This window comes from Flavobacterium sp. (genome assembly GCF_035760125.1).
Lineage (GTDB): Bacteria > Bacteroidota > Bacteroidia > Flavobacteriales > Flavobacteriaceae > Flavobacterium.
Map to the genome: position 1 here is coordinate 1 of NZ_DASTTN010000323.1, position 8833 is coordinate 8833.

The 8833-nt window shown below is 35.7% G+C and carries 5 protein-coding genes and 1 pseudogene; 1 reads left to right on the forward strand and 5 read right to left on the reverse strand.

Annotation, left to right across the window (positions count from 1 at the left end; all coding sequences use genetic code 11):
- From VFS71_RS11515 to VFS71_RS11535, 5 genes are all read right to left on the reverse strand, one after another.
- A partial coding sequence (locus VFS71_RS11515; protein WP_326401408.1) for a hypothetical protein occupies nt 1-457 on the reverse strand: 457 nt, incomplete at its 3' end.
- A 269-nt stretch (nt 458-726) separates the two neighbouring features.
- Complete coding sequence (locus tag VFS71_RS11520) at nt 727-2289, reverse strand: T9SS type A sorting domain-containing protein (protein ID WP_326401410.1); 1563 nt, start codon at nt 2287-2289, stop codon at nt 727-729.
- A gap of 249 nt (nt 2290-2538) precedes the next feature.
- Nucleotides 2539-3624 carry an efflux RND transporter periplasmic adaptor subunit gene (locus VFS71_RS11525; protein ID WP_326401412.1) on the reverse strand — a complete coding sequence of 362 codons (1086 nt, stop codon included), beginning with the start codon at nt 3622-3624 and terminating at the stop codon, nt 2539-2541.
- Nucleotide 3625: 1 nt separating this feature from the next.
- Nucleotides 3626-6898 (reverse strand): efflux RND transporter permease subunit, encoded by a 3273-nt coding sequence (locus tag VFS71_RS11530; RefSeq protein WP_326401414.1) that lies wholly within the window; start codon nt 6896-6898, stop codon nt 3626-3628.
- A gap of 12 nt (nt 6899-6910) precedes the next feature.
- The gene (locus VFS71_RS11535) at nt 6911-8296 is read right to left on the reverse strand and encodes a TolC family protein (RefSeq protein ID WP_326401417.1); all 1386 of its coding nucleotides are present in this window, start codon (nt 8294-8296) and stop codon (nt 6911-6913) included.
- Between the two features lie 162 nt (nt 8297-8458).
- Here VFS71_RS11535 and VFS71_RS11540 point away from each other — a divergent pair.
- A pseudogene (locus VFS71_RS11540) lies at nt 8459-8833 on the forward strand (histidine kinase); the annotation flags it as partial.

The window sequence follows — 8833 nt, forward strand, 5'->3', positions numbered from 1 at the left end:
TAAACTCATCAGTATTATCAAAATTTATTTCATAAACACTTGTTCCGTCATCAATTATTTTTGGGACACAATTAAAGGATTTTATGAACATTACAATTCCGTCAATTCCACCATATGGATAAGAGTAAGGATTATATTCAAGTAAGCCTTTATTGCTATCAACTTTTTTTAGGTCAGTATATTCTATTTCGTAATTTACACTTAGTAATTCTATTAAAGAATAAAAGTGCCAGTTAAATTCCGTTTTTTCCGCCGTTTTGAAATCGGGCTTAAAATCTGAATCTAAAAACCAAAATTTTTCAATAGAGTATTTAGGAAAGTTTTCTAACCAATAGTTATCTTCTTTTTCTATTGAGTTATTCTTTGAGTATTTTATTTTTTCAAAAGTGAATTTTAAATCTTCAAAATTTATATCTTCAAAAAAGTCAAACTCAACATAACAATTCTCTTTTCTCATAATTTTGGTCAATTATACCCGCTAACGTTCCGGTACTACAGCGGGTTTGGGATTAAATTAAGCCCATTCTTCGGATTTGCCAAATCTCCTCAGCTGGCGCGAGCGCCACGCTCGTGCGCACAATCTAGGCAATAGTATTCTAAAATATTATTTTGTGGTAAGTTATTCTTCAATTGTTACTTGATCTTACCTATTATCTTTTTGTATTGTTTAAAATTATGTTCCTACTTGGCGTTCACGAGCGGGACGCTCGCGCTAGAGGGGGCTATTTACCTCCGTAATATTTTTTGAGTATATTTCTTATCTGAGGAAAATACAGTTATGAAATAGGTACCTGAGTTTAATTCTTGAGTATCTATTTGAGTTGTATTTTTATTTTGTTCCAGTATTTTTTTTCCATTAATATCAGTAATAATAATTTTATCAATTATGTCTTTATTTGGAATTTGGAAATTTAGTATTGAAGTAACTGGATTAGGATAAATAATTAATTTATTGGATTCAAAATTATTTAAAGATAAATTTGATGAAACTAATTTTACTATCCAACCATCTCCGTTGCCGTTATTATTAATAATATCCCCATCAGTTGAAAATGTATATCCTGCCATAATGTAACTACCATCAACAGTTTGTTGTATTGACTCTATACGATCATAACTGTTTCCTCCAATACTTTTTTGCCATTGTAATTCTCCTTTTTGGTTAAGTTTTACGATCCATGCATCAGAATAGCCTTTGTTTTCTGTAAGGTCTTTATCACTAGAATATGTTTGTGCCGTCAAAATATAGCCTCCATCAGAAGTCTGCTGTATATCGGTTCCTTCGTCAGTCTCTGAGCCACTAAATATTTTTTGCCATTGTATATCTCCATTAATATTTAATTTTAAAACCCAAACATTATCCCGCTCATTAGAATAATTACCTATCACATCTCCATCGGTTGATGAGGAGCTTCCAATAACTATAAATCCCCCATCGCTAGTTTGTGAAATAGATTTAGCAGAATCAGTATTACTTCCTCCAAATGTTTTTTCCCATTCTATGATACCAAGACCATTTAGTTTTACAATCCATGCATCAGAAGAGCCTTTGTTTATTGATACGTCTCCATCATTAGACCTACTTCTTCCACATAAAATGATGCCTCCATCTGTTGTTTGTTTTACACTAGATGAATTTTCACTCTCAGTTCCTCCAAGCAATTTTTGCCATATAACATTTCCTAAAACATCTAATTTTATGATTGAGGCATCATCTGCATTAGTAGTACCATAACCATGAAGGCCACTAACATCTCCATCATTTGAGCTACTAGTTCCGGTAACTACATAGCCATCATTTGTTTGTATAATACTATAGGATCTTTCAGCCTGTGAACCTCCTAGAGATTTTTGCCATTCGATTACTCCCTTAGCATTAGTTTTTATTGTCCAAAAATCACCATTGTGATAACTTCCGTGGTTTGAAGTTGCATCCCCATCATTTGATTCGGAATAACCTGTAATAATATATCCACCATCGGTAGTTTGTTGTACACAATCTGCATAATCTTCTTTAGTACCTCCATATGATTTTGACCATTCGGTTACAAAATTAAAATTCAGTTTTAAAATCCAAACATCATTATTCCCTTTATTTAATATGAGATCTCCGTTATTTGAACGTGAAGCTCCTACAACGATATAACCTCCATCTGAGGTTTGTTTAATATTGCTAAAGCTATCTGAATCTGTACCTCCAAAACACTTTTTCCATTCGATTGCTGGGGTTTGAGCATATGTGCTTAATTGTAATAAGGCTATAATAAATGAAAGTAATTTTATTTTCATAATATGATGTATTTACTTGTAAAAATAGTTAAATATTGTTATCATTTAAGTTTTAATTATTATTGATGAAATCTTAAAAGGATATATATTATAATTAAATAACTAATTATTATGTAAAAAATTAAGGACAGTACTGTAATTAGTGGCTGTCCTTGAGTCAAATTTAGATTTACATTTTCAAATCATTACTGATTTTCAAAATACCGTATAAGTACATATAGTTTTTGCTAATTGAAGATTAAACGAAATTTATTCCTTTATATCATCACCGTCTTTAATCTCTTCGTTTGCTTTGCTTAGTAAAATATCATTTTGTTGTAATGAATCACTAAAAACTTCAATTTTGTCATCAACTTCAAGCCCAAGGCTTACTTTGATGCGTTGTGCTTTTTTGTTGACTACTTTTATCAAAAAGATTCCTTCAGCAGTATTCACAACCGCCGATTTAGGAACAACAAAAGTTTCTTTTTTGCTGTTAAGTGGTAGGATCACTTCGGCAACCATTCCCGGAAGTAATTTTTCATCCGAATTGATTACATCCAGTTCGACGCGTTCGGAACGTAGTTTGAGGTCTAGCGCTCCCGACATTCTGCTAATTTTAGCTTTGAATGTTTCGCCACGTAATGATACTACATTAAACCCAATCATATCACCCACTTTTAGGTAACCTGTATACGCTTCAGGGACAGATAACGATAAACGAAGTTTCTTTTGATCCTGCACAGTAAGAAGCGGAATTTGGGTTCCCTGCCCCACATAAGCGCCAGTATTGACATTTCGTGCAGTTACTTTACCATCAAAGGGAGCACGTATCTGTAAATAGTCTTGTATCGATTTGATTTCCTTGTGTCCAGCGCGAGCAGCAGCTAATTGTGCAAAGTCCGAATTCTTTTTGGACAAAGCCAATTCCAAATCATTTTTGGAAATCGTTCCTTCGACCTTGCTCGTTTCAAGTAATCGTTGATAGGTGCTGTTGCTGGCTGTATAGACTGCTTCTTGTGAATGCAGACGAGATTCAGAAGCGGCTAACTGTGAACTTATTTCTGGTGCTTCCAGTTCAATAAGCAATTGTCCTTTTTTTACATCAGAACCAATATCTACTTTAAGTGTTTTTACATAACTATTCACTTTGGCAAATAAATCCACTTGGCTAAAACCGGATAACTCGGCAGGTAAACGCAAGTCGGTAGTCAGTTTTGATTTTGCTAAAGAAAAGGTTTCCATTTTAGGTTCTAATTCAGCAACAGCTTCTTCTTTTTTATTCGAATTGCAACTGCTTAGAATAAATAGTGCTACAAAAAATAGCGCGGTCGGTTGTAATATTTTAGTCTTCATTTTATGATTTTAGTGATGATATATAATGCTCGCTTTCTTCGTCTTCAGGATCTAAAGAGATTGATTTTGTGGATGTTTTTTCTTGTGCCCAGGCAAAAATTAAAGGCAAAATCAGCAATACGGTAAAGGTCGAAAATAATAATCCACCAATAACCGCTCTTCCTAATGGAGAAACTTGATCGCCTCCTTCGCCATGACCAATCGCCATAGGTAACATTCCCGCAATCATGGCCACACTGGTCATAATAATAGGGCGAAGTCGTAAAGCTGCCGCTTCCCGAGCCGATTCTAAGGCGTTGCCATTGCGTTTTCGCAATTGTTCGGCATTGGTGACCAGCAAAACAGCATTGGCTATCGAAACCCCAACAGACATAATGATCCCCATATACGATTGTAAATTTAGCGTGGAACCTGTAATTGTAAGCATTAACAAGGCTCCTAAAACTACGGCAGGAACGGTTGTCAAAATAACAAAAGAAACTTTGAACGATTGAAAATTGGCGGCAAGCATTAAGAAAATCACAAACACGGCAACTAATAATCCGAGTTGTAAACTGCTTAATGTTTCATTCAATACTTTGGTCATACCAATTGGCTCGATGAACAAACCACGAGGTAATTCGCCTAATGAACTTATCGTTGCCGCCACATCTTTTGTAGCTGTACCTAAGTCGGTTTTATAGGTGTTTGCGGTAACGGTAATGTAAGGCATCGCTCCCAAATTGTCATTTTCACCACTTACAACTGTAGGTGTGATTGTAGCCACATCACTTAAAACAGGACGGAGTGAATTTTTTAATAACGGAATTTCATCAATGTCATTTTTGCTTTTCATTTGGTTCAAAGGTACTTGCACCTGAACGTTATAAGACAAGCCCGCTTTTTCATCAACCCAAGTATTTTTTTCAGTATATCTTGAAGAAGATGTCGAAGCGACCAAAGAGCGTGAAATATCATTCATATCAACACCTAATTCGGCTGCACGTGTTCTGTCGATGTTAATATTCATTGCAGGATAATGAATTGGTTGTCCAATTTGCACATCTCTGAAATAGGATATTTTCTTTAGTTTTTCGACAATTTGATTGGCGTATAATTCGTTTCTTTTTTTGTCTTTTCCCGCAATTCGAACTTCAATTGGAGTAGGAGAACCTTGGCTCAATACTTTATCGGTAAGTTCTATCGGTTCAAAAGAAATTTTCACATCTGGCAGAATCTTTTTAATTCGGGCTCTAAACGCGTCTTTAAAATCCTCCATATTGGATTCATAATCTTTCAAATTCACTTGAAAAACCGCCTCATGCGGACCAGCCATAAATAGGTAAATTGGATTAATAGAGAATAAAGAAGGGTGTTGTCCCACATAGACAGATGAAATTCCGACGTGTTCTTTGCCCACCATTTTGTTCAATTCTTTCAAAACCAAAACCACTTTTTCTTCAGTGCGTTCTAATCGTGTTCCATCTGCAGCTCTCAATCTAAGCTGAAATTGGCTCGAATTTACTTTTGGAAAAACATCTTTCCCAATGGAAGTAATAAACAGTACAGCCAAAAGCGTTATTCCAATAAGATAAATCAAACTGCTTGCTTTTTTGTATGGAAAAAGACGGTCCAGCGTTTTCATAAATCGAATTCTGAATCTTTCAAAATGACTTATTTTATGATCATTATTAAAATCGTCCCTTTCAACCATAACTCTTTTTTGGCTGATGATATCTTTTTCTGATTCAGGTGTTAATCCGCAAGCATTAAATTCTGCTTCATCATCTGTAATATTTGGGGTGTGTTCCACTTTTGGATGGTCTTTCATCAACCAATTGGCCATAACTGGCACAAATGTTTGTGATAACAAAAATGAAAATACCATCGAGAAACCAATTGCTAAAGCCAATGGCAAAAACAAAGCTCCAGGGATTCCTACCATCGTAAAGGCAGGAGCAAAAACAGCCAAAATACAAAGCAGAATAAGCAGTTTTGGTAACGCAATTTCTTTACAGGCATCCCAAATGGCGAGTGCCTTGGGTTTTCCCATATCGAGATGTTGGTGTATGTTTTCAATCGTCACAGTACTTTCATCAACCAAAATTCCAATTGCCAAAGCCAGTCCGCTCAATGACATTAAATTGATGGTTTGTCCAAATAACTTCAAGAATAAAACTCCGGAAATAATAGAAATCGGAATCGTCAAAATCACAATTATAGCGGCTCTTCTGTCGCCAAGAAACAATAAAACCATTAATCCCGTCAATACCGCTCCGATAATTCCTTCGGTAATTAAACTTTTTACCGAATTGATTACATAAACCGATTGGTCAAATTCATACGATAACTTAACATCTTCGGGCAATGTGCTTTGAATTTTTGGTAATTCAGCTTTCAGTTTCTTAACAACATCCCAAGTTGAAGCATCTCCCGCTTTGGCAATACTGATATAAACTGAACGTTTTCCGTTAACCAATGCATAACCTGCTGTGATATCGGCACCATCTTTTATGGTAGCCACGTCGCCTAAAGTCAGGTTTTGAACACCGCCTTTAAACAATGGAATTTTTTCAAAATCCTTAACTTCTTTAATTGTATTATTCGTAGGTGTAATGTAGTTTTTATCTCCGATTCGCACATTTCCGGAAGGAGCGGTAAGGTTGTTTAGTCGTATCGCTTCCACAACTTGATCAGGCGTCATATTATGGGAACGCAACAAATCAGGATTAACGTTTACCTCTATTGTTCTTGGGCTTCCGCCAAAGGGAGCCGGCGATAACAAACCTGGGATAGAAGTAAAGGAAGCACGAACATATACGTTTGCCATATCCTGTAATTCATTGTTGGATCTAATTTTACTGCTCAAAACCAATTGTCCAATTGGCAATGAAGAAGCATCAAAACGAATGATAAAGGGCGGTTGTGTTCCGGGAGGAAATGCCGCCTGAATTCTATTGGAAAGTGCACCCAATTCGGCAGCTGCTTGCGCCATATTGGTGTTTTCATAATAGGTCAATTTCATAATCATCAAACCTTGGATATTTTTGGTCTCCACTGATTTTATACCATTGGCAAAAGGAAGGATATTCACGTAGGTTTTACCAAAATAAGCTTCCATTTGGTCAGGAGTATATCCTCCAAACGGATGCGCTATATAAATTACCGGAAGGTTCATTTTGGGCAAGATATCCACTTTGATATCTTGTATAGCGCCGATTCCAAAAAAGAATAAGCCTGCTACCAGTACCATTATGGAGATGGGTTTGCGGAGTGCAAATCGTATTAAATTCATTAGGATCTTTTATTAAAATTCATTGATAAATAAGTTGAAATCACCTGTAGCGGCTACTTTTAGCAAAAACGATTGCCACACATTATTGTTTACGATATCACGGTCAATTTCGGCACGATTGAGGATAAACAAGGTTTGTGTCAAATCTGTCAAATCTGTTAAGCCATTTTTGTATAAAGTCGATTTTTGTAAATACGCCGGAGCTGCTGCTTTTACCTGAACTGGAGCTTCGGCGTAATTGTCAAGTGTGATTCTTATTTTGTCATCAGCCAAAGTCAATTGTGATTTTAGTTCGCGATCGGCTTGATTGTATTCTTCCTGTAAACCTTGCGAAACAAATTTTTGGGCACTTACTTGTTTGCTCACTCTAAACGGAGTGGTTAAATTCCAAGTAATTCCAACTCCAACCAAATAATTGGAACGGTCAGGATTCACGCCATCCAAATAATTTCTGCTAAAGGAATTTCTATCCAATGCGTAGTCATTATTAAAACCGGAAGCGCGAGTTTGCAAAACACCAAAAGCACTCATCGTTGGGTAGTAAAAACGTTTGTATAATTTAACTTGCTGATTGCTGTAGTCAATTTTTGTTTTGTAGAATTGAAGTAAAGGATGTAAACTGTCGCTGGCTTTTTCATCCATTACGATATTTTTTGGAATTCGATTCACAAAAACAGTATCGGTGATAATGTCCTGAGAAGCAATACCCATCAAATCGACCAATTTATTGTTTTGTTCCTTGACTAAATTCTTAGCCAGATTTAAGGCGATTTTGGCTTTTGAAACCTCGGCGGTCGCCAAAGTCGAATCAACTCCGGCAAGTAATCCGTTCTTTACTCTCGCAACGGCATTCTTCCTGAAAACTTCGGTACGACTTAAATTCTTTTGTTGCGAAATCAATAATCTTTGGCTAGCCAATAAATTCAGATACGCTGAAGAAATTTTAATCTCTTGCTGGAATCGTTCTTGTTGCAGGTCATTTTCGCGGCTCTGAACATCAATTTTAGCCAGATTAATTTTTTCTTGGGTTTTCCCAAAAGTAAAAAAGTCCCAATTCATGTTGGCCAAATACAAAGCGCCAAAAGCGGCGTTCCAGTTTTGTTCTGTCAATGCTGGACCAGAAGAAGCGGTTCCTAAACCATTAAATCCGTATAAAGGACCGTTTTGCCCATTGATAGTTCCATAATCCTGTTGGGCAGATAGATTAAGATTGGGTAAATAATCGCGGCGAGTTTGTTTGAGAGTTTCTCGCGAAGCATTGGCGTAATTGTTTTTTGCTTTGATAGAACCAAAGTTTTCAAGACCAGTTTTTATGGCTTCTTTCAAAGACAAGGTCTGTGAGTAACTCACGGAGGCAAAAATCAAGAAAAACAATAAAGTGATTTTTTTAAAACACATAAAATTCAAAATATAATTAGTGGCACAAAATTATTTCACTTGCAGGGAAATAAGCTTTCTTAAATGATGTAATACGATTATAAATGACCAATTCAATTGGTCATTTATTGGAAATAAAAACGAAATATTTGTGGTTAATTTGCAAACTATTTAGATATTAAAATGAATAAAAAATTTGACAATATGATGGATAACAAATGGTGGCAAGAAATTGCCGTTGTTGGTTTTTCATTTACAATTTACACATTAAAAAATGATTGGATGCTATTTAGTTCTTTGGCTTCCATTTTAATGGGTGTTTTTTTCTATTTAATTTTGTACATGCATGCCCAATTCAATCGTTTTTTGCTGTTACCTATACTATTTAAAGCACAAAGGCCGCTAACTTATTTGGTTTCAACCCTGTTGGGAGTAATCGTGTTTTCGGTAGCCTTATTTGAAATATCGACTTTGGAAATTTTTAGTAAAGGGCATTTGTACCAAAACTCACATCAAAGAAGTTATGTATACCAATTAGCAAGCGTTTTGGGGACACTG

Bases quoted from the DNA above. Each gene is read 5' to 3' on its own strand.
- VFS71_RS11530 (WP_326401414.1), bottom strand. From the start codon at position 6,898: ATGAATTTAATACGATTTGCACTCCGCAAACCCATCTCCATAATGGTA.
- VFS71_RS11535 (WP_326401417.1), bottom strand. From the start codon at position 8,296: ATGTGTTTTAAAAAAATCACTTTATTGTTTTTCTTGATTTTTGCCTCC.
- VFS71_RS11520 (WP_326401410.1), bottom strand. From the start codon at position 2,289: ATGAAAATAAAATTACTTTCATTTATTATAGCCTTATTACAATTAAGC.
- VFS71_RS11525 (WP_326401412.1), bottom strand. From the start codon at position 3,624: ATGAAGACTAAAATATTACAACCGACCGCGCTATTTTTTGTAGCACTA.